Annotated in this window: 23 protein-coding genes; 11 read left to right on the forward strand and 12 right to left on the reverse strand. The window is 71.6% G+C overall.

Annotation, left to right across the window (positions count from 1 at the left end; translation table 11 throughout):
• Positions 1 to 39 precede the first annotated feature (39 nt).
• From COUCH_RS01935 to COUCH_RS01955, 5 genes are all read left to right on the forward strand, one after another.
• Complete coding sequence (locus tag COUCH_RS01935) at positions 40 to 840, forward strand: lytic polysaccharide monooxygenase (protein ID WP_249610395.1); 801 nt, start codon at positions 40 to 42, stop codon at positions 838 to 840.
• A gap of 35 nt (positions 841 to 875) precedes the next feature.
• Complete coding sequence (locus COUCH_RS01940; RefSeq protein WP_430640955.1) at positions 876 to 1,415, forward strand: DUF305 domain-containing protein; 540 nt, start codon at positions 876 to 878, stop codon at positions 1,413 to 1,415.
• A gap of 216 nt (positions 1,416 to 1,631) precedes the next feature.
• Positions 1,632 to 2,627 (forward strand): methyl-accepting chemotaxis protein, encoded by a 996-nt coding sequence (locus COUCH_RS01945; RefSeq protein WP_249610396.1) that lies wholly within the window; start codon positions 1,632 to 1,634, stop codon positions 2,625 to 2,627.
• A 137-nt stretch (positions 2,628 to 2,764) separates the two neighbouring features.
• Positions 2,765 to 3,997, forward strand: coding sequence for an MFS transporter (locus COUCH_RS01950; RefSeq protein WP_249610397.1), 1,233 nt, complete (start codon positions 2,765 to 2,767; stop codon positions 3,995 to 3,997).
• Between the two features lie 62 nt (positions 3,998 to 4,059).
• A complete protein-coding gene (locus COUCH_RS01955) occupies positions 4,060 to 4,893 on the forward strand; it encodes a phosphoribosylaminoimidazolesuccinocarboxamide synthase (protein WP_249610398.1) in 834 nt (277 codons plus the stop codon).
• Between the two features lie 4 nt (positions 4,894 to 4,897).
• On the opposite strand, the gene COUCH_RS01960 is transcribed toward COUCH_RS01955, so the two are convergent.
• The 7 genes from COUCH_RS01960 to COUCH_RS01990 all read right to left on the reverse strand — a co-directional run bounded on the left by COUCH_RS01960 (position 4,898) and on the right by COUCH_RS01990 (position 8,148).
• A complete protein-coding gene (locus COUCH_RS01960) occupies positions 4,898 to 5,074 on the reverse strand; it encodes a hypothetical protein (RefSeq protein ID WP_249610399.1) in 177 nt (58 codons plus the stop codon).
• 28 nt (positions 5,075 to 5,102) lie between these two features.
• A complete protein-coding gene (locus COUCH_RS01965) occupies positions 5,103 to 5,390 on the reverse strand; it encodes a DUF3040 domain-containing protein (protein WP_249610400.1) in 288 nt (95 codons plus the stop codon).
• 70 nt (positions 5,391 to 5,460) lie between these two features.
• A complete protein-coding gene (locus tag COUCH_RS01970; RefSeq protein ID WP_249610401.1) occupies positions 5,461 to 6,051 on the reverse strand; it encodes a DUF6518 family protein in 591 nt (196 codons plus the stop codon).
• Positions 6,038 to 6,496, reverse strand: coding sequence for a hypothetical protein (locus COUCH_RS01975; protein ID WP_249610402.1), 459 nt, complete (start codon positions 6,494 to 6,496; stop codon positions 6,038 to 6,040). The genes COUCH_RS01970 and COUCH_RS01975 overlap by 14 nt, the downstream gene beginning before the upstream one ends.
• Positions 6,493 to 7,590 carry an FxsB family cyclophane-forming radical SAM/SPASM peptide maturase gene (locus tag COUCH_RS01980; RefSeq protein ID WP_249610403.1) on the reverse strand — a complete coding sequence of 366 codons (1,098 nt, stop codon included), beginning with the start codon at positions 7,588 to 7,590 and terminating at the stop codon, positions 6,493 to 6,495. The genes COUCH_RS01975 and COUCH_RS01980 overlap by 4 nt, the downstream gene beginning before the upstream one ends.
• 40 nt (positions 7,591 to 7,630) lie before the next feature.
• The gene (locus COUCH_RS01985; protein ID WP_249610404.1) at positions 7,631 to 7,825 is read right to left on the reverse strand and encodes a hypothetical protein; all 195 of its coding nucleotides are present in this window, start codon (positions 7,823 to 7,825) and stop codon (positions 7,631 to 7,633) included.
• Positions 7,822 to 8,148 (reverse strand): hypothetical protein, encoded by a 327-nt coding sequence (locus COUCH_RS01990; protein ID WP_249610405.1) that lies wholly within the window; start codon positions 8,146 to 8,148, stop codon positions 7,822 to 7,824. The genes COUCH_RS01985 and COUCH_RS01990 overlap by 4 nt, the downstream gene beginning before the upstream one ends.
• Before the next feature lie 303 nt (positions 8,149 to 8,451).
• On the opposite strand from COUCH_RS01990, the gene COUCH_RS01995 reads away from it, so the two are divergent.
• Positions 8,452 to 9,342, forward strand: coding sequence for a helix-turn-helix domain-containing protein (locus tag COUCH_RS01995; protein ID WP_249610406.1), 891 nt, complete (start codon positions 8,452 to 8,454; stop codon positions 9,340 to 9,342).
• 158 nt (positions 9,343 to 9,500) lie between these two features.
• On the opposite strand, the gene COUCH_RS02000 is transcribed toward COUCH_RS01995, so the two are convergent.
• Positions 9,501 to 9,737, reverse strand: coding sequence for a DUF397 domain-containing protein (locus tag COUCH_RS02000; RefSeq protein WP_249610407.1), 237 nt, complete (start codon positions 9,735 to 9,737; stop codon positions 9,501 to 9,503).
• A gap of 249 nt (positions 9,738 to 9,986) precedes the next feature.
• Between COUCH_RS02000 and COUCH_RS02005 the strand changes: the two genes are divergently transcribed.
• Positions 9,987 to 10,238 (forward strand): hypothetical protein, encoded by a 252-nt coding sequence (locus tag COUCH_RS02005; RefSeq protein WP_249610408.1) that lies wholly within the window; start codon positions 9,987 to 9,989, stop codon positions 10,236 to 10,238.
• Positions 10,216 to 10,590: a hypothetical protein gene (locus COUCH_RS02010; protein ID WP_249610409.1), complete on the forward strand. Its 375-nt coding sequence runs from the start codon at positions 10,216 to 10,218 to the stop codon at positions 10,588 to 10,590. Before COUCH_RS02005 ends, COUCH_RS02010 begins: the two co-directional genes overlap by 23 nt.
• Positions 10,591 to 10,752: 162 nt before the next feature.
• Here COUCH_RS02010 and COUCH_RS02015 read toward each other — a convergent pair whose 3' ends face one another.
• Positions 10,753 to 11,517: an SAM-dependent methyltransferase gene (locus tag COUCH_RS02015; RefSeq protein WP_249613525.1), complete on the reverse strand. Its 765-nt coding sequence runs from the start codon at positions 11,515 to 11,517 to the stop codon at positions 10,753 to 10,755.
• 379 nt (positions 11,518 to 11,896) lie between these two features.
• On the reverse strand, positions 11,897 to 13,498 hold the full coding sequence (locus tag COUCH_RS02020; protein ID WP_249610410.1) for a GGDEF domain-containing protein: 1,602 nt from the start codon (positions 13,496 to 13,498) through the stop codon (positions 11,897 to 11,899).
• A 175-nt stretch (positions 13,499 to 13,673) separates the two neighbouring features.
• Here COUCH_RS02020 and COUCH_RS02025 point away from each other — a divergent pair, with 175 nt between their 5' ends.
• A complete protein-coding gene (locus COUCH_RS02025) occupies positions 13,674 to 14,333 on the forward strand; it encodes a TetR/AcrR family transcriptional regulator (RefSeq protein WP_249610411.1) in 660 nt (219 codons plus the stop codon).
• 88 nt (positions 14,334 to 14,421) lie between these two features.
• Positions 14,422 to 15,849: an MFS transporter gene (locus tag COUCH_RS02030; RefSeq protein ID WP_249610412.1), complete on the forward strand. Its 1,428-nt coding sequence runs from the start codon at positions 14,422 to 14,424 to the stop codon at positions 15,847 to 15,849.
• A gap of 57 nt (positions 15,850 to 15,906) precedes the next feature.
• On the opposite strand, the gene COUCH_RS02035 is transcribed toward COUCH_RS02030, so the two are convergent.
• Positions 15,907 to 17,493: an MDR family MFS transporter gene (locus COUCH_RS02035; protein ID WP_249610413.1), complete on the reverse strand. Its 1,587-nt coding sequence runs from the start codon at positions 17,491 to 17,493 to the stop codon at positions 15,907 to 15,909.
• Positions 17,490 to 17,972, reverse strand: a complete 483-nt coding sequence (locus COUCH_RS02040) for a MarR family transcriptional regulator (RefSeq protein WP_249610414.1) — start codon at positions 17,970 to 17,972, stop codon at positions 17,490 to 17,492. The genes COUCH_RS02035 and COUCH_RS02040 overlap by 4 nt, the downstream gene beginning before the upstream one ends.
• Positions 17,973 to 18,077: 105 nt before the next feature.
• On the opposite strand from COUCH_RS02040, the gene COUCH_RS02045 reads away from it, so the two are divergent.
• Positions 18,078 to 18,689, forward strand: coding sequence for a TetR/AcrR family transcriptional regulator (locus tag COUCH_RS02045; protein WP_249610415.1), 612 nt, complete (start codon positions 18,078 to 18,080; stop codon positions 18,687 to 18,689).
• Positions 18,690 to 18,715: the final 26 nt, after the last annotated feature.

Below are 18,715 nucleotides of genomic sequence, written 5' to 3' on the forward strand. Positions count from 1 at the left end.
TCGCCGTAAGAACCGGACGACACGTTGGGAGCCGCAAAGATGCGCAGGTCGATCGCCTATCCGCTGGTGACACTCGGGGCAGTCGTGGGGTCGGCAGCGGTGGTCGCGTCTCCTGCGCTGGCGCACGGCTACGTCTCCGCCCCGCCCAGCCGCCAGGCCCTCTGCGCGAGCGGTGCGGTCAAGGACTGCGGGCAGATCCAGTTCGAGCCGCAGAGCGTCGAGGCGCCCAAGGGCCAGCGCTCCTGCAACGGCGGCGTGGCGCAGTGGTCGGTGCTCGCCGACGAGAGCCGCAACTGGCCCGCGAAGGCGGTCGGCAAGAACGTCACCTTCACGTGGGTCATGACGGCCCGGCACCGCACCAGCAACTGGGAGTACTTCATCGGTGGCAAGAAGGTCGCCACCGTGGACGGGGGCAACCAGCAGCCGGACGCCGTGGTCACGCACAACGTCGACCTCAGTGCCTTCCCCGGCCGGCAGACGGTCCTCGCCGTCTGGAACATCGGTGACACGGCGAACGCGTTCTACAGCTGCGTCGACCTGAACGTCGGCGGCGGTGGTGGCGGCTCGGCCACGCCGACGACTCCTCCGGCCGCACCGACGACCCGGCCCACGACGGCCGCGCCGACCGCTGCGCCGACGACCGCTGCGCCGACGACGAACGCGCCGACGACCAGCGCTCCCGGTGGTTCTGCGAGCGGCTCGTGGGCCGCGGGTGTGGCGTACAAGACCGGCGACGTCGTGAGCTACGAGGGCAAGAAGTACAAGTGCCGCCAGGCGCACTCGTCGATCCACAGCTGGGAGCCGTCGATCTACACCCTCGCCCTCTGGCTGCCGCTGTGAAGCGCCTCGTCGTAGCGGTCTCCGCCGTACTGCTGTTGAGCGCGTGCGGTACGGCCCCACAGACCCAGGCCACCCAGGTCGATGCGAAAGCCGTCGTGCAGGCCGAGGGCGAGCACAACGACACCGACGTCATGTACCTGCAGATGATGGTCGCCCATCACGAGCAGGGGCTCGAGATGGTCCGGCTCGCCGAGAAGTCGGCCAGGCGGGACGAGGTCAGGACGCTGGCCCAGGCGGTCGACGCGACCCAGTCCGACGAGGTCACCATGATGAAGTCCTGGCTCACCTCGTGGAAGCAGCCCACCACGGTCGATCACGCGCCCAGCGCGCACGCCGACCACGGCGGCCTGCCCGCCACCGGTCCCGAGGAGATCGCCGCGCTGAGGAAGGCGAAGGGCAAGGCGTTCGAGACGGCGTTCCTCAACCTCTTCGTCGCCCACCAGCACAACGCGGTCGAGATGGCGAACCTCGAGGCGGCCGACGGGGTCAACGCCGAGGCCAAGGCGTTCGCCCAGCGGGTCAAGCTCAGCCGTACGGACCAGATCAAGCAGATGCTCAACATGATCAACAACTGACGGGCTCACCCCGACCGGTATCCCCCGCGCCGAAGGCGTGACGGTCGGCACAGACGGGCGCTTCGGTCTCCCCCTTCATGACCGGCAGAGCCCGGCACCTCCGGCCGGTCCGCGAACCCGCGGGCCGGCCGGAGTCTGTTCTTCCCCGACCCTCAAGAGGGCGTTCCGATTGCCGATCAAAGGGCCAGTCGGAACTCCCGGGGGAAAGAGATAGTCATGGTCGTAGGCATTGTTGCCGCAGTTGTCGGGCTGGTCGTCGGATTCTTCATCGCGCGCAGCATGCGTCGTCAGGACCCCATGGTGGAGGTGCTGGAGCGGGCGGCGGCCGGCGATCTCACCGTACGGGTGGACGAGGCGGGCCTGACCCCCGCGGGTGAGAACCTCAACAAGCTCCTCGACGAGTTCGCGGAGATCGTCCGGGTCTCCGAGACCACCAACGCCCGGCTGACCGGCTCCACCGAGCGCCTCACCGCGCTGGTCGCCGACATGGTCGCCGGCGCGCAGGGCTCGGTGCAGTCCGCGGGCGAGATCCTCCGCGCCTCGCAGGAGGTCTCCGAGAACATCGCCAGCCTGGCCGCGGGCGCCCAGCAGATGGGCGCGAGCATCCAGGAGATCTCCCGCAGCGCCAGCGAGGCGGTCACCGTCGCCGCCGACGCCATGGAGGTGTCCTCCGACGCCAGCCGCACGATGACCAAGCTCGGCGACTCGTCCGCGCAGATCGGCGACGTGGTCCGGGTGATCACCGCCATCGCCGAGCAGACCAACCTGCTCGCCCTGAACGCCACCATCGAGGCGGCCCGCGCCGGCGAGATGGGCAAGGGCTTCGCCGTGGTCGCCAGCGAGGTCAAGGACCTGGCCCAGGAGACCGCCAAGGCCACCGACTCGATCACCACCCAGGTCGGCACGATCCAGGCCGACACCACCGGCGTGGTCGACTCGATCACCCAGATCGGCGAGGTCATCGGCAAGGTCAACGGCTACCAGACGACCATCGCCTCGGCCGTCGAGGAGCAGCACGCCACCGCGGACATGATGGCCCGCAGCATCGTGTCTGCCGGCACCCAGGCCGCCCAGATCGCCGAGAACATGAGCCGCATCTCCGAGACCCGCGCGCAGGCCAAGGCGGCCGTCGAGCAGACCGACGAGGTCACCCGGGAGCTGCGCGAGGCGGCCAAGGAGCTGGCCACGGTGCTGCGGGCGTACCGCGCCTGAGCAACCGCCGGGGTTGCGGTTGCGGTGTACCGCACCCCAGCCCCGAAGCACCCCGTGAGCACATCCCGATAGGGCAGGTGGCGCCGATCCCGGCGTCACCTGCTTCTATCTGTGGAGGTGCCGCCACCGTGGCCCCGATGCTCGCACCGCTCCGAGAGCGCAACTACCGTCTCTGGGCCACCGCCGACCTGGTGTCCGTGGCGGGAACCTGGATGCAGGTGCTGGGGCTCAACTGGCTCATCCTCACCGCGACCGGCTCGGCCGCCACGATGGGCGTGGTCGTCATGCTGCAGGCGCTGCCCGTCCTCCTCCTCGGCGGCTGGGGCGGCGCGCTCGCCGACCGCCTGCCGGCCCGCCCGACGCTCATCGCGCTGCAGACGGTGCGGGCCCTGCTCGCCCTCGCGCTCATCGCCGGTACGGGCCACCTCTGGCCGATCTACGCGGTCGCCCTCGCCTCCGGCGTGATCAGCTCCCTCGAGGGCCCCTGCCTCGGCCGCTTCGGCTCCGCCCTGGTCCCGCCCTCCGCGCTCGGCTCGGCACTGGCGCTCGGCTCCGTCCTCAGCTCGGCCGGCCGTATCCTCGGCATGTCGCTCGGTGGCGTGCTGGTCGGCATCACCGGCGTGTCCTCGCTGTTCGCCCTCAACGCCCTGTCGTACGGCGCGGTGATCGTGGCCCTGGCGGCCATGCGCCCCGGCTCGGTACGCACGCTCGCCACCGCGGCACCCGGCGACGGTGGCGTACGGGCCGGCCTGCGCTACATCGCCCGCCAGCCCGTCGTGCTGGTCGTGCTGGCGCTCTCGTTCGTGCTCGGCTCGCTGGGCCGCAACTACCAGGTCACCATGGCCGCGATGGTCGCCGGACCGCTGCACGCCGGCTCCGCCTCGTACGGAATGCTCTCGACGGTCTTCGCGGTCGGCGCGGTGGCCGGCGGCATCGTGCTGGCCGGCAGCGGCCGCTCCACCCTGCGCGTGCTGCTGGCCGCCGGCGCCACCATCAGCGCCCTGCAGATCGGCGCCGGCCTCGCGCCGACGACCCTCGGCTTCGCGGCGTTCATCCTGCCCATCGCGGCCGGCGCGGTCATCTTCGACACGGTGGTCTCGACGCGCATCCAGCTCGACACCCGCGAGGACATGCGCGGACGCGTCCTCGCCACGGTCGGCATGGTCTCCTCACTCTCCGGCATCGTCGGCGCGCCGCTGATCGGCTGGATGTGCGACACGCTGGGCGCCCGGGGATCCCTGGTCTCGGCCGGCGCGGTCGCCGTGGCGGCGGCCGTCGCGGGCACGGTCGTGCTGGCCCGGCTGAAGGGCGTCCCGGTGCTGGCGGCGTTGCCGCTGGTGGGGCGCCGGCCGGCCGAGCAACTCGCCTGAACGGCCGCGCCGGCGGTTCGATAGCGTGACCCGCAACGAGCCGGTGTGGTGGAGGGACGAACGTGGAGCTGTTGCACTCGGGCAAGGTCAGGGACGTCTACGCCGACGGGGACGACATCCTGCTGGTCGCCTCGGACCGGGTCTCGATCTACGACGTGGTGCTGCCCACCGCCATCCCGGACAAGGGCAAGATCCTCACCCAGCTGTCGCTGTGGTGGTTCGACCAGCTCGCCGACGTCGTACCGAACCACATCATCTCCGCGACCGACGTGCCCGCCGAGTGGGCCGGCCGGGCCGTGCGCTGCGAGCGGCTCGAGATGGTCATGGTCGAGTGCATCGCGCGGGGTTACCTGGCCGGGTCGGGGCTCAAGGAGTACGAGAAGGACGGGGCCGTCTCCGGCGTCGCGCTGCCGCCGGGGCTGATCGAGGGCTCGAAGCTGCCCGAGCCGGTCTTCACGCCCACGACGAAGGTCGCGCCGGGCGAGGGCCACGACGAGTTCATCACGTACGCGGAGGTCGAGACGTCGGTCGGCGCCGACGTGGCCGCCGAGCTGAAGCGGATCACGCTCGAGGTGTACCGGCGCGGGTCGGAGATCGCCGCGCGCAACGGCATCATCATCGCCGACACGAAGCTCGAGCTGGGCTTCGCCGGTGGCGTGCTGAAGCTGGGCGACGAGCTGCTGACGCCCGACTCGTCCCGGTTCTGGGCGGCCGACGAGTGGCAGCCCGGCGGCACGCAGCGCTACCTGGACAAGCAGTTCCTGCGCGACTGGTCGGCGCAGTCCGACTGGGACCGGACCGCGCCCGGGCCGGAGATCCCCGACGAGGTCGTCGAGGCCACCCGCAACCGCTACGTCGAGGTGTACGAGCGCCTGACCGGCAACCGCTGGAGCTGAGGCCTCAGGCGTCCCGGGTCTCCCCGGCGGGCGCCGAGTCCGGGGTGCGGGCGTCGTCATCCGTGGCGGCGTCGTCGTCACCCTGGATGCCGTGCGCCGCTTGGAGGGCGTCGTCGTTGCGGACGATGTCCGCCGCTTCCTCGGTGCTCATCTGCGAGCCGTCGGTGTCCGGGTTCGTCATGCGATCCTCCTGAGGGTGCCGGCGGCGGTCAGAGCGAGGCGCCGGGGCGTCGGTGCCGTGCCGGGTCCGCGGCCCCGGCGTGCGGCTGTTGCCGGTGGCGCATGAGGTGGACGCCGTACGCGCCGCCGACCACCGCCATGATCGCGCCGGTCCAGCCGCCGAGCACGATGCACATCGGTGCCAGCGTCCACAGGAGAACGGCGAGGACGAGCCGCGCCGTGCCGTGCGGGCTGTCGAGCTTGCGTATCCGGCGGATGAAGTCCGGATCCTCCGCGCGCAGTTGCGACACGATGGCGTCGAACGTGGGATCGGGCACCGGGACCACCTCCACCAGCGGCGTGCCGACGCTCCCCTCTACCCGTCCGCAGTGATCCGAAACACAACGCTCACGCGAAACCGGCGATCTGGAAACCCAGGAAGCCGAGGAGAGCCAACGGTACGGCCACAGCCGCGCCCAGCCCCCGCCGCCGCCACGTCCGGCCGGCCAGCAGCACCACGGCCACCGCCAGCACCGCCTCGATGATCGCGGTGGCCGGCTCGTCCCGGCGTGCCAGCCGTACCGCCTCCGCGAGCAGCACCGCCGCGGGCAGCGCGACCCCGACGACGCCCCGCCATCCGCCGTCCCGGGCCCACGCCGCGGCGACGCCGAACACGGCACCGGCCAGGACGCCGAAGAACATCCACAGGAGCGCGGTCGACGCCCACAGGTTGGCGACGTCGTCGTGCTGGACGACCGTGGCCGTCAGGTAGTACACCGGCACCGCGACGACCAGCATCACGATCGCCGCACCGACGGACCGGAGGACGCCCCCGCGCAGCCGGTACGCCATCGCGAAGGCGAGCACCGCCCACACGGCCGACGAGTTGGCGAGGTTCGCCCACGGGTACGGCAGCAGCTTCTGCGCGGCGAGGTCCACGGCACCCAGCGCGACGCCGCCGAGGAGCGGAACCGTCGCGTGGCGGTCAATCGTTGCCATCCACGTCCTTCAGGTGTTCGGCCCAGCGCAGGGCGAGGTGGGCGTCGGCGGGTGGGCGTACCTGCTGGCCCGAGGCGAAGATGTGGTTCCAGTGGTGCCCGGGCACGTCGTGCAGCAGCTCCGCGACGGGCAACCGGTCCCGAACCGGCAGCACCCGCTCCCACAGCACGTCGGCATAGTAGGTGACCCGGTCCGCCCGGCCGGCCCAGTGCGGCGCCGGGAAGATCACGCCGTCGGCGAGGCGGCCGCTCGCGATGATGCCCCGGGCGGTGTTCTGCCGGAGCAGGAAGACGAGGTCGCCGGGGGCCGTACCCGATCGGCGCGAGCCGAAGCTCCACCGGCCGCGCACCCGGCGGCCGGCCGCGGTCGCCGCGATGTCGTTCTCGTGGTTGGTCCGGAAGTAGCCGGTGTCGCTTCCGTCCCAGGTGAGGATGAAGGTGCTCACGCGTGGGCGCGCCTTTCCAGGTCCCCGGCGACACGGGCGCCGATGTGGTCGATGAGGCGGCGCAGGTCGGCGCAGTACACCGACGGATTGCGGAAGCCGCCGCCGGGCCGCCACCGGTGCGCATAGTGCCCGGCGCCGCAGATGTCGTGCACCGGGCAGCTCAGGCAGGACGCCGCCAGCGCGGTGAGCCCGGACTGCCGGGCGACGATCCCCGGATGCCGCGTGGCCGCGTCGAGGTCGTGGTCGAAGACGTTCAGCCCGGTCGCGGCGGCGCCCGGATACGTGGCCTTGAGCGAGTCGACCTGCTCGATCGTGCCGTCGGACTCGATGACCGCGACCGCCACCGGGCTCAGCCCCACCTGGTCGGAGCGGCTGGGTCCGCCGAGCACCAGGCTGATCACCTCCTCGAAGAGGCGGATGCCGGTCTCCCGGCGCGGGGCGTCGTACCAGCGGTCGAAGACGGCGATCAGCCATTCCGCGGTGCCGGGTGCGGGCAGCGCCCCCCAGTGGGCGTGCGGCAGCAGCAGGTCGATCCTCGGCGGGCGGTGGTCCAGGAGGGATTCGTAGACCGCGACCGGGTCGGTCGCCGGATCGACGGTGCACAGGATCCCCGCGTACGCCGGGTGCCCGGCGAGCAGCCGCAGCGCCCGGTCGGCGAGGGCGTGGCTGCCCCGGCCGTCGCGGTGGCGCCGGTGCCGGTCGTGCTGCCCCGCGGGTCCGTCCAGGCTCACTCCGATGCGGACACCCAGGCCGGCCAGCGCATCGAGCATGCGGGCGTCGAGCAGGGCGCCGTTGGTCTGCGTGCTGAACCGGGCGGCCGGCACGACGCTCCGGAGGTCGCCGACCAGCCGGGTCAGCGACTCGCGGCCGGCGAGCAGCGGCTCACCGCCGTGCAGCACCACGTCGACGTGGTCGAGGCCGTGGCGGCTGACGTGCTCACCGATGCGGTACGCGGCTCTGCGCCAGACCTCCGGCGACATCGCGGGCGGACGGTCGCGCCAACTCTGGTCGGCGAGCTCGTAGACGTAGCAGTAGTCGCAGGCGAGGTTGCAGCGTTGGTGCACCTTCAACACGAACTCGCGGAAGGCCGGCACGCCTCAAGTCTGCCTCACCCGCACGCGTACGGGCCGGACGCTAACGCTTGTCGAGGCTCAACTCGGGCTCGCGGCGGCGTGGCCAGGCCGCTTTGCTGCCGCAGGAGTCGCAGCTGAGCTGTTCGCCGCAGTGGGCGCACCAGTCGTTCGTGCGGCGCAGATACCAGCCGAGGGCGACCCCGGCGAGGAGGCTGGCGAGGCCGATGAGGGCGGCCAGCGCCACGGCGCCGGTCACCGGTGCGGTCCGCCCATCGCCGAGGCGCCGTCGCCACCGAGGCGCGGCCGGCGGCAGGCGAGGCCGTTCGCCTGGCGGTGGTCCAGCGCCGGGTCCTCGTCGGCGCGGGAGGTCACGTACGGGGCGGTGAAGGTGTCCACGCCCGTGCCGACGTGGGTGCCGGGCCGGTACGTGACGGTGACGGCGCGCGGTGACGCCGCCTCGATCACTCCGGCGCGCCAGCCGTCGCGGTACACCCACACGGGGTCCGCCTTGTGGTAGCTGTCGGCCGGCGCCACCTCCGCCGGATCTCGGTGCGGTGGGGCGATGGTCGGGGTCGACATCGAGAGCCTCCTGGATCCCGGGACTCGGGTCGTCGGTCGTCCACGGGGCGCCGGCCGGGCCGTGACAGCGAAAAACGTCATGCATATCAGCACGCTGTGTCAGCGACCAGGCAACCGCCTGTCAGCTATCATGCTCGGCATCCAGTGCGTTCGCAAGGCCGGATGCACGTGCATCCGTAGCGTGCGAGTGCGAGGGAAGGTAGCCGAACGTTCGGTTTTCGACGGAGCGGCGGCACCCTTAGGATGCATTGGGCGACGGAGCTGCAACTTGCAGTTCTGGGGGACGAACCGGACGGGAGCGACGTGACCACGGGTACGCAGGAGGACGGGCCGAACAGCGGCCCTACCGTGCTGCGCATCCTGCTCGGTGCGCAGCTGCGACGGCTCCGCGAGACCAAGCAGATCAGCCGTGAGGACGCCGGCTACGAGATCCGCGCCTCCGGCTCGAAGATCAGCCGGATGGAGCTGGGCCGCGTCAGCTTCAAGGAGCGCGACGTCGCGGACCTGCTCACGCTGTACGGCGTCAAGGACCCGGCCGAGCGCGAGGCGCTGCTGGGGCTGGCCCGGCAGGCCAACAACCCGGGCTGGTGGCACCACTTCGGCGACATCATGCCGTCCTGGTTCCAGTCCTACCTGGGCCTGGAGGCGGCGGCCACGCTGATCCGGACGTACGAGATCCAGTTCGTGCCCGGCCTGTTGCAGACCCCGGCGTACGCCCGTGCCGTGATCATGCTCGGCCACGCGGGCGCCACGGCCGACGAGATCGACCGCCGCGTCGAGCTGCGTCGTCAGCGCCAGCAGCTGCTCAACCGGGTCGAGGCGCCGCAGCTGTGGGCGGTGATCGACGAGGCCGTCCTGCGCCGCCCGATCGGCGGGGTGGACGTGATGCGCGGCCAGATCGAGGCGCTGATCGAGGCGGCCAAGAAGCCCAACGTGCGCCTGCAGATCATCCCGTTCAACGCCGGCGGCCACGCCGCGGCGGGTGGACCCTTCGCGATCCTGCGGTTCCCGGAGCCGGAGCTGCCCGACGTGGTCTACGTCGAGCAGCTCACGAGCGCCATCTATCTGGACAAGCGGGACGACGTCGACCAGTACGCGATCGCCATGGAGCGCGTCTGCATCGACGCCGAACCGCCCAGCCACACCCAGGAGATCCTCGGCAAGCTGTTGCACGAGGTCGGCCGGCTCACCTGACTCCCGGGTCCACACATCGCCCGGTGATCCACGGCAGGTGTGCCCGGCAGGCCCTGCCGTCCGGGCCACAGGGGCGGCACCGCTCCGGCCCCTGGGTTGCATGGTGCTTACTCTATGTAATTAACCCCTGAGGGTGACACCCCCGTCGCGGGGCCGATTCACCCGAGCAGGTGATCGAAGTCCCCGTCGCGGACGCCGCCGAGGAACGCCTCGATCTCCGCCGGCGCGTAGATCAGGGCCGGGCCCTCCGGGTCGCGGGAGTTCCGCATTGCGACGCTGCCGTCCGGCAGTGCGGCGCACTCGACGCAGTTGCCGCTCGGGTTGCTCCGGGCACTCTTTCGCCAGGTCACACCCTGCAGCTGCCCAGCGGGCATGCCGTTGAAAATGCGCGTCATTACTAGGCTCCCTAACGGTGAGACCGGTCCGGGGACCGGCGATGTGTGTCCCGCCGGCTACCTGCTGTGCAGATGCACGTGCATTTGGCCTTGCGTTCTCACATGATTGTGAGCATGATAACGCACGTACCCCACTGAAAGTGGGTCACGGAGGGTGACATCTTTGAGTGACGGGTCGGTCGCGGAAACGGCCGCTGCGGCCCTCGACGCGAGGCTCTCTGGCGGGAGCGTCCGAGCGGGAGGAACACAATGTCCGTACCCAACATCGGCCCGGAACCCTTCGAGACCAACGACATCGACGGTGTGGACACCCACCGGCGCGGCAACCCGGCGCCGGTCCTGCGCGACGAGAGGCTGACGGACTGCATGGAAGCAGCCACGACGCGCGCGACCACGGTGTCCCACCGGTTCGGCGGGGTGCGCTACGCCCTCACCCGGCACGACGGCGTGCTGCCGGACGCCGGCCCGGACGCCGGAGGTGATCCCGACGAGAGTCACTGAACACCTGCCCTGTGCCAGCCGGCGCCGCCCGGACGAGACGCTCGGGCGGCGCGCCTGGTCGCTGTCCTCCCCGATCCTGCGCCGGGGGCGGCTGCAGCTCAGCATCGCGCGCTGGCCCGTACGCGTCTTCCAGGAACAGGACTACTGCTACGGCGTCGGCCCGCTGGCGCTGCGGGTCGCCCGCGTCGGCTGGACGTCGCCGGTGCCGTACGAGGGCGACACCTGGCTCGAGGTCGAGGGCACGGTGATCGACCGCCGGACCGGCGAGGAACGGCAGACCCGGCAGGTGCTCGTACGAGCGTGCAGACTTCCCGGACCACCGCACCGCAAGCGCCCACGGTTGCGGCCCTGACAACGTCATAGAGAGTGAGCGGCGTCGCGCAGACGCCGTTCGACGCGCGTCCCGGCAACGGGACGCGCCGCCCGGATCCCGGCCGGGCGGTCCGGTTCCCCCGTGCTGGATCGCTCGGCCGGCCGGCCCGGCTGTCGCGCGACGGCCGACCCGGCACCACGCTTACGGCTTGCGAGCGACTCCGGCCCAGTAGTAGGCGGTCTCCGGCTCCACGTCCGCCGCGTCCGGGCGCCACGCCGACACCGGCACCAGGCCCGGCTCGAGCATCTCCCAGTCGCCGAAGAAGCGGGCCACCGCGTCCCTGGTGCGGGCCACCAACGTCATCCCCGCGTCCGTCGCCGCTGCCACGGCCTGCCCGACCGCCTCCGGGCTGAAGTCCGCCGTCGGGTGGGTGATCGCCAGAACGCTGCCGGACGGCATGGCGTCGCGGAGCCGGCCGACGAGGTCCCACGGGTCGTCCTCGTCCGCGAGGAGCATCAGGATGGCGATCAGCGTGAGGCCGACCGGCCGGGTGAGGTCGAGGGTCTCCTGCAGCACCGGCTGCTCGAGAATCTGCTCCGGGTGGCGGATGTCCGCGGAGATGTACTCCGAACGGCCCTGCTCGCTGCTGATCATCAGCGCGCGGGCGTGGACCAGCACGATCGGGTCGTTGTCCACGTAGACCACCCGGGTCTCCGGGGCGCTCCGCTGGGCGATCTCGTGCAGGTTGGGCCGGGTCGGGATGCCCGTGCCGATGTCGAGGAACTGCCGGATACCCTCCTGGCCGACCAGGTCGCGGGCGGCGCGGTGGACGAACTTGCGGTTCTCGGCGGCCATGGCGCGCATGCCCGGAATCGCCTTGAGCATCGCCTCGGCCACCGCCCGGTCGGCGGCGAAGTTGTCCTTGCCGCCCAGCCAGTAGTCGTAGATGCGGGCCGAGTGCGGGATGTTCGGGTTGACGCCGGGCGGCGCCACCTCGACCGGCGCGGACGTCTCGCTGCCCTGTGTCACTGTCGACCGCCTCCTGCTCAGGCCACCCCTGGCCGAAAAGGACACCGGCCGCCGTGGCCGGTCCCGTGCCGGCCGCGAGCGACCGGCCGGATCCCGCAGGGCCGCCCGGGCAGGGCCCGTCGCCACTCGAGGCCGGTCGCGAGCCCGCGCCGGTCGGGAGCCGTGGCCGCCAGCCTAGCCGCAGGAGTTGATCAAATTGAGTCGCGTCGCTCGATCGGACCGGCCGCTCGACAGAAGGGGCGGATGTCCGATCTAGCACGGAAAAACGGTGATCAGACCGCGTTCGCACCGTCCTGCTTGGACGGCTCGAGGATGATCAGGCCGCGTTCGCGCCGTTGCGGTAGGAGGCCGCCCGGCGGTCGCGGGAGCCGGCCACCACCTGGTTGCGGCCGGCGTGCTTGGCGACGTACAGGTTGCGGTCCGCCGTGGACATCAGGCCGGACTGCGTGGCCGCGGCCGCGTCGGAGAGGCCGGCCACGCCGATGCTGACGGTGACCGGGAGGCCGCGGGTCAGGGCCGTCCAGTCGTACGAGCTGATCGCGCGCCGGATGCCTTCGAGCTGGTCGGTGGCCTGGGGGACGTCCGTGCCGGGCAGCGCGATGAGAAACTCCTCGCCGCCCATGCGCGCCACGAAACCCTCGGGCGCGACGGCCGCGAGCTCGGTCTCCAGGAGCTTGGCGACCAGCACGAGCACCTGGTCGCCGACCTCGTGGGAGAGCTGGTCGTTGATCCGCTTGAAGTGGTCGAGGTCGACGATCGCCACGGTCAGGCGGTCGCCGTCGGCGACCAGCGCGGGCAGCTGCTCGTCGAGGTAGCGCCGGTTGCGCAGGCCGGTCAGCGGGTCGCGCCGGGCCTGCTCGCGGAAGCGTTCCGCTTCGCGTCGCGCCTCGGTGGTCTCGAACATCGCCTGCCGGGTGCGGGCCTGTGCCTCCCGCTGCGACGAGTGCAGCGCGTTGTGGGCGGCGAAAAACTCCTTGTGTACGGCGAAGGCCTCCGCGTACTCGCCGCGGGCGGCGTGCAGCTCGGCCTGCTCCTGGTGGACCCGGACGAGCACGTCGCCGAGCTCGCGTTCGAGGCAGAGCGTGCGGGACGCGTCGAGGCTGACCTGCGCCCGGTCGGTGGCGCCCAGGAAGCGCTGGGCGCGGGCCAGCGTGAGCATGTACTCGGCGAGCGCGTCGGCGTCCTCGTACCCGCCCTCGTGGTGCCGGGCCACCGCCAGCCGCAGCGTCTCCTCGGCCTTGAGGTAGCTGCCGTTCTCGATCTCGATCGCGCCGATGGTGTCGAGCACCGCCGGGTCGAGGACGAAGCCGTGCTCCTCCGCGACCTCCTGCAGGCGCTGGGCCACCGCCTCGGCGCGGGCGTGCTCGCCGGCGGCGAACTCGGTGTAGGCGTAGTTGTTGAGCATGCCCATGAGCAGCCGGGGCAGGCCGAGGTCGACGGCCAGCTCCTCGGCCTGGGCGTACTGGTCGCGGGCGGCGTCCATGGAGCCGGCCGCACCGAGGGCGTCGGCCAGCTTGGCGCGGTGCCAGACGCGCATGTGCGCGGTGGCTGTGTCGTCGAGCAGCTCGACGGCGAGCAGCGAGTGTTCGAGGGACTGGGCGGCGTCGCCGAGGTGGCGGTGGATGTTGGCCCAGACGAGGTGCGTACGCGCCTGCACGAGGTGGTCGCCGTGCTCGGTCGCCCACTGGTGGATCTTCCAGATGCGCTGGGCGGCGCCGGAGACCTCGCCCTTGCGCATGAGCATGTTGGCCTGCAGCAGCCGGGCGCGGGTGGCGAGCCGCTCGTCGCCGAGCCCGAGCGCCGCGGCCTCGTAGGCGGTGGCGGCCTCGAGGGTCGCGTCGGCGTCCCAGAGGTACTGGTCCTCGTGCTGCGTCAGGGCAGCCGACAGCTGCTCTGCGTCGCGTACGCGCCCGTCCATCCGGCTCACCCCTTCCGCTCACGCGAATCATCGTCACGAAGAGCCCGCGCTGAAGAACAAATGCGCTGTGTTCCCGAAGGTTAGCCCTGAGTGACCACTGTGACCCAGTGTCGCGCGCGTGATCCAGCTCGCCGTCATCCGAGGTCGCACACGTTGTACGTCGTACAGTTGGGAGATGGCCAAGCGGAGCGTGCGTCTGTCCCGGGATGCGATCGTCGACTGCGCGACGGCGCTCGCAGACGCCGAGGGCCTCGAGGCGGTGACGATCCGGCGGCTGGCCCAGGAGAACGGCGTCACGCCGATGGCCATGTACTGGCACTTCAACGACAAGGACAGCCTCCTCGACGGGCTGGCCGAGCACCTGATCGCCTCGGTGAAGCTGCCCGAGCCCGGCGACGGTACGTGGGACGAACAGCTGCGCGCGATCCTCGTGGCCTTCCTGGACGCCATCCGGCCGCATCCGGCGCTGGCCGGCCTGGCGCTGCGCCGCATCCTGGTGGCCGAGCCGGGTCTCCGGCTCGCGGAGCGGGTGCTGGACCTCCTGCGGCAGGCCGGGTTCTCCCCCGAGCAGGCGGCCGAGGTCGGCACGTTCCTGCTGTGCGCGGTGATCACCCTGGTCGTCGGTGATCCGATGGCGGCCAAGGCGGCCGCCGGCGGCGATGTGGCCGCGGACATGCGGCACAAGCAGGCGATGCTGCAGGCCCTCGAGCCGGGGCGCTATCCGAACCTGATCGCGGCCGCTCCCGCGCTGGTCAGCTGCCGCGGGCAGGACGACTACTTCACCGTCAACATCGACCTCCTGGTCCAAGGCGTCCGCGGCAGCCGCCGCAACTGATCTTGGCTCCACCCCTTGACGCTCCTCTACGCCGTACATATACGTTGTACATGTACGGCGCATAGGACGCCGCGTGGAGGAGGTACCGATGCACCGCAAACCGTGGTCGGCCCTGGCCGTACTGGCGCTCGCCCAGTTCATGGTCGTGCTCGACGTGACGATCGTGAACGTGGCGCTGCCCGACATACAGCAGGATCTGGGGTTCAGCGCCTCGGGGCTGCAGTGGGTCGTCAGCGCGTACACCCTGATCTTCGGAGGTTTCCTGCTCCTCGGCGGCCGGGTTGCCGACCTGCTCGGCCGCCGCCGGGTCTTCATCGCCGGGCTGCTGCTGTTCGGGGTCACGTCCCTGGTGGCCGGCCTCGCGCAGAGCCCCGAGCAACTCGTCGTGCTGCGGGCCGTGCAGGGGCTCGGCGGCGCGCTGTTGTCCCCGGCCGCCTTCGCGATCCTCACCGTCACGTTCGCCCACGGCCGGGACCGCAACATCGCGATGGGGGTCTGGGGCGGCCTCGCCGGGCTCGGCGGCACCCTGGGTGTCATCGCGGGCGGCCTGCTCGTCGACTCGCTGAGCTGGCGCTGGGTCTTCCTGGTCAACGTGCCGATCGCCGCGGTGCTCGTGCTGATCGTCCCGATGTTCGTCGCGGAGAGCCGGGCGTCGGCGGCCGGCAAGCGGACCTTCGACGTGGCCGGTGCCCTGCTGAGCACGGGCGGCCTGCTGGCGATCATGCTGGGCGTCATCCGCGCGGAACCGCTCGGCTGGTCGTCGGCCGAGGTCGTGGCGCTGCTGGCCGGTGGGCTGGCGCTGCTGGGGGCGTTCGTGCGGGTCGAGGCGCGGTCGGCTGCTCCGCTCGTACCGCTGGCGTTGTTCCGCTCCCGCGGGCTGAGCACGTCGATCCTGGCGCTGGCGCTCAACGGCGGGGCGTTCCTCGCGATGTTCTTCCTCACCGCGATCTTCCTGCAGCAGGTACGGGGCCTCACCGCGCTGGAGACCGGCGTGCAGTTCCTGCCGATGGGGATCGCGGCGATCGCCAGCGCCCTGGTGGCCTCGCAGCTCGTGACCCGGTACGGCACCAAGCCGGTGCAGATCGGCGGGGCGGTGCTGAGCGTGGCGGGGCTGCTGCTGCTCTCCGGCGCGGATGCCACGGGCTCGTACGCGCTCACGATCATGCCGGGCATCGTGCTGTTCGGCATGGGCATCATCGGTACGTCCACGCCCGCCTCGATCGCCGCGGTGGCCGACGTCCGGCACGAGCAGGCCGGCGCCGCGTCCGGCGTGGTGAACGCGGGTTACCAGGTCGGCGGGGCGCTCGGGCTCGCGGTGATCACCACGCTCGCCACCTCGCACGTCGAGGACCTGATCGCCGGCGGGGAGCAGCCGGGTACGGCCCTGGTCGACGGGTTCCAGCGCGGGCTGCTCTTCGCGGCGATCTTCGCGGCCGCCAACATCCTGACGGCGATCGGCGCCCCGCGGCTGCGCCCGACGTCGGAGCAGCTGGCGGAGGCGGCCGTCGCCGCCTGATCCGGAAATGCGAACGGCGCCCGGGGTCAGCCCCGGGCGCCGTTGCGGTGAACCGTTCTACCGAGCCGCGGGAACCGGCGCTTCGTCGGCCTTCCGGGTGGTGGCGAGGTCGATGGTCGAGCGCAGGGTGATCTGCCGGAACAGCAGCGCGGCGATCACGCCGACCACCGCGATGCCCGCGGAGATCAGGAAGATGTGACCGGTGGCGTCGCCGTACGCGGCCCGCACGATGTGCTGGATCGTCGGCGGCAGCTCCGCCAGGTTGAGGCTGCTGGTCTTGCCGCCGCCGCTCGCCCCCGCCGGTACGCCCGCCGCGGCGAGCTGCGAGGTGATCGAGTCGGTGACCCGGTGGGCCAGGACGGCGCCGAGCACCGAGACGCCGATCGTGCCGCCGAGCGAGCGGAAGAAGGCGATCGTCGAGCTGGCCGAGCCGATGTCCTTCAGCGCGACGGAGTTCTGCACCGCGAGCACCAGGTTCTGCATCGACATGCCCACGCCGATGCCGACCAGGGCCATGCCCACGCCGACGTACCAGAGCGGGGTCTGGTGGTCCAGGGCCGAGAGCATCGCGAAGCCGGCGACGAGCACGATCGTGCCGGTCACGATGTACGGCTTGACCTGTCCGGACTTGGTGATCATCCGGCCGGCGACCGTCGACGAGACCAGTACGCCGGCCATCATCGGGATGGTGAGCAGGCCGGCCTCGGTGGGGCTGTAGCCGCGGCCGATCTGGAAGTACTGGCCGAGGAAGACCGAACCGCCGAACATGGCCATGCCGACCGCGAGGCTCGCCAGGATCGCCAGCGCCGTGGTGCGCTGCCGCACGATCTGCAGCGGGACGACCGGCTCGGCGGCGTGGGACTCGACCCAGGCCGCGACCGCCAGCAGCGCCAAGCCGGCGCCGACCATGGCGAAGGTCTGCCAGGAGACCCAGCCGAACGTGCTGTTGACGAACGACACCCAGATCAGCAGGACGCTGACGCCGGCGGCGATGAGCGAGGCGCCCGCATAGTCGATCTTCACGTTCGCCCGCCGGATCACCGGCAGGTGCAGCGTGCGCTGCAGGACGATCAGCGCGATCACGGCGATCGGCGCGCCGATGAAGAAGCACCAGCGCCAGCCCAGCCCGGGGGTGTCGACGATGACGCCGCCGAGCAGCGGGCCGCCGACCGTGGCGAGCGCCATGACGCCGCCGAGGTAGCCGTTGTAGCGGCCGCGCTCGCGGGGCGGGATCATCGCGGCGATGGCGACCTGGACGAGCGCCTGCAGGCCGCCCATGCCGATGCCCTGGAACGCGCGGGCGGCGATGAGCTGACCCGCGGACTGCGAGAAGCCGGCGACGACCGAGCCGAGCACGAACACGACGATGGCGATCTGGACGAGCAGCTTCTTGCTGTACAGGTCGGCCAGCTTGCCCCAGATCGGGGTGCTCGCTGTGGCGGTCAGCAGGCTGGCCGTGACCACCCAGGTGTACTGGGTCTGACTGCCGTTCAGCGCACCGATGATCTTCGGCAACGCGGTGGAGACGATGGTGGCGCTGGACATCGCGACGAACAACACGAGCAGCAGACCGCTGAGGGCCTCCAAGGTCTCGCGGTGGCTCATCGCGCCCTGTTCGGCGCGCGTGGTGGTGGGTGCGCTCATCGCGCGGCCTCCAGCGGTTGGTCGTAGCGGGACGTGAGGTCTGTCGAGAAGCGCCGCATCAGCGCGGTGAAGGTGGCGATCTCGTCGGGGTGCCATTCCTGGAGGGCGTCGGCGAGGCGGTCGTCCGCCCAGGCCGTGACGTCGTCGAGGGTCTGCCGGCCGAGCGGGGTGAGGCTGAGCACGCTGGCCCGGCGGTCCGCCGGGTCGGCGGTCCGCCGCACCAGGCCGGAGCGCACGAGGGTGGCGACGGTGCGGCTGATCGTCGACGGGTCGAGCGAGCAGCGGGCGGCCAGCTCCTTGCCGTGGCATCCCGCGGGTGGCCCGGCCGCCATGGCGTCGATCATCGAGAGCACGCTGACCGTGCCGAAGGGCACCGCCGGGTGCTGCGCCGGCAGCTCGTTCTTGAAGAGGCGTACGGCCCGGAGCATCTCGCGTACGTGGCTGAGCAGCTCGCGCGGAACCGAGGTGCTGCCGTCCATCTGCCACCTCCCGGAGTGGTTGTCACATACAACTATCGGCGCGAATTGCCCACTGTGCAACTTTGCTCATTGGGAACTGAGTCACAGTCTCGGTACGCTCGAGGCATGACCGCCGAAGTCCGTGTACCCGAGCCGGGGCTGCGGGAACGCAAGAAAGCCGCGACGCGTCAGGCGCTGCACGACGCCGCCGTCCGCCTGGCGATCGAGCACGGCGCGGACAGGCTCACCGTCGAGGCGGTCGCGGACGAGGCCGGCGTCTCCCGGCGCACGTTCTCCAACTACTTCGCCAACAAGGAAGAGGCGCTGCTGCACGGGGACCGGCAGCGCATGGCGTTGCTCATCGACGCCGTGCGCGCGCGTCCCGCCGCCGAGGGCCCGTGGACCGCGCTCAGCCGGGCCGCGCGGGAGGCGTACGAGCAGATCGGCGAGCTGGACCCGCACTGGGTGGCGCAGACCCGGCTGCTGCGCAGTGAGCCCGCGCTGCTCGCCCAGCAGGTCAGCACGTTCGCGGCGCTGGAGCGGGAGCTCGCCGCCGCGGTGGCCGACCGGCTGCCGGAGGAGCAGCGGTCCGGGATCCGGGCGCGGCTGATGGCCGCCACCTTCATGACGGCCACCCGGGTCTCGCTGCACATGTGGCTCGAGGCCCCGGCGGAGACGCCGCTGGCCGAGCTGGTGCAGCAGTCGCTGGCGGAGGCCGGCCGAGGGTTCGCCGAATAGACGTGGGCGCGGCGCCGGGAGGGGTG

The sequence above is a fragment of the Couchioplanes caeruleus genome, from assembly GCF_023499255.1.
GTDB lineage: Bacteria > Actinomycetota > Actinomycetes > Mycobacteriales > Micromonosporaceae > Actinoplanes > Actinoplanes caeruleus_A.

Coding starts and splice junctions, on each gene's coding strand:
- COUCH_RS01960 (WP_249610399.1), bottom strand. CDS start 5,074: ATGACGAACCCGGACACCGACGGCTCGCAGATGAGCACCGAGGAAGCG.
- COUCH_RS02030 (WP_249610412.1), top strand. CDS start 14,422: ATGCACCGCAAACCGTGGTCGGCCCTGGCCGTACTGGCGCTCGCCCAG.
- COUCH_RS01945 (WP_249610396.1), top strand. CDS start 1,632: ATGGTCGTAGGCATTGTTGCCGCAGTTGTCGGGCTGGTCGTCGGATTC.
- COUCH_RS01990 (WP_249610405.1), bottom strand. CDS start 8,148: ATGTCGACCCCGACCATCGCCCCACCGCACCGAGATCCGGCGGAGGTG.
- COUCH_RS01970 (WP_249610401.1), bottom strand. CDS start 6,051: ATGGCAACGATTGACCGCCACGCGACGGTTCCGCTCCTCGGCGGCGTC.
- COUCH_RS02020 (WP_249610410.1), bottom strand. CDS start 13,498: ATGGACGGGCGCGTACGCGACGCAGAGCAGCTGTCGGCTGCCCTGACG.
- COUCH_RS02035 (WP_249610413.1), bottom strand. CDS start 17,493: ATGAGCGCACCCACCACCACGCGCGCCGAACAGGGCGCGATGAGCCAC.
- COUCH_RS02000 (WP_249610407.1), bottom strand. CDS start 9,737: ATGACGCGCATTTTCAACGGCATGCCCGCTGGGCAGCTGCAGGGTGTG.
- COUCH_RS02005 (WP_249610408.1), top strand. CDS start 9,987: ATGTCCGTACCCAACATCGGCCCGGAACCCTTCGAGACCAACGACATC.
- COUCH_RS02040 (WP_249610414.1), bottom strand. CDS start 17,972: ATGGACGGCAGCACCTCGGTTCCGCGCGAGCTGCTCAGCCACGTACGC.
- COUCH_RS01950 (WP_249610397.1), top strand. CDS start 2,765: ATGCTCGCACCGCTCCGAGAGCGCAACTACCGTCTCTGGGCCACCGCC.
- COUCH_RS02045 (WP_249610415.1), top strand. CDS start 18,078: ATGACCGCCGAAGTCCGTGTACCCGAGCCGGGGCTGCGGGAACGCAAG.
- COUCH_RS02025 (WP_249610411.1), top strand. CDS start 13,674: ATGGCCAAGCGGAGCGTGCGTCTGTCCCGGGATGCGATCGTCGACTGC.
- COUCH_RS01935 (WP_249610395.1), top strand. CDS start 40: ATGCGCAGGTCGATCGCCTATCCGCTGGTGACACTCGGGGCAGTCGTG.